Source organism: Nonomuraea deserti (assembly GCF_004348685.1).
GTDB lineage: Bacteria > Actinomycetota > Actinomycetes > Streptosporangiales > Streptosporangiaceae > Nonomuraea > Nonomuraea deserti.
Window position 1 is genome coordinate 1 of sequence record NZ_SMKO01000452.1, and the last position, 527, is coordinate 527.

The following is a 527-nucleotide window of genomic DNA, read 5'->3' on the forward strand; positions in this document are numbered from 1 at the left end:
ACACACGCACGATTCTTACCCGATCTTGTTGTAAGATGTGATTCGTGGCGCAGATCGTGAAGCGGGCCTACAAGTACCGCTTCCACCCGACCCCCGAGCAAGCCTCCGAGCTTGCCCGGACGTTCGGCTGCGTCCGCCTCGTCTACAACAAGGCCCTGGAAGAACGCACCCGCGCCTACACTCTCGGAGGTCGTCGCGTCTCTTACGTGGAGTCGTCGGCGAAGCTGACCGAGTGGCTTCGCCACCTCCAGGCGGCATTCGCGCATTTCTTCGCCAAACGGGCCCGGTATCCGACCTTCAAGAGCAAGAAGAAGGCGCGGGCGTCGGCTGAGTACACGCGGTCGGCGTTCCGGTGGCGCGACGGGCGGTTGACGCTGGCGAAGATGGACGCGCCGCTGAACATCGTGTGGTCGCGCCCGATTCCCGAGGGTGCGCAGCCGTCCACGGTCACGGTGTCGAAGGACGCGGCTGGGCGCTGGTTCGTGTCCCTGCTGGTCGAAGAGAAGATCAGCCCGCTGCCCCCTGTC

General features: G+C 64.7%; 1 protein-coding gene. It reads left to right on the forward strand.

What is annotated here, in order from left to right:
* Positions 1-44: 44 nt before the first annotated feature.
* Positions 45-527 (forward strand): RNA-guided endonuclease InsQ/TnpB family protein (locus E1292_RS50635; RefSeq protein WP_165975200.1); only part of this gene is annotated, 483 nt, incomplete at its 3' end.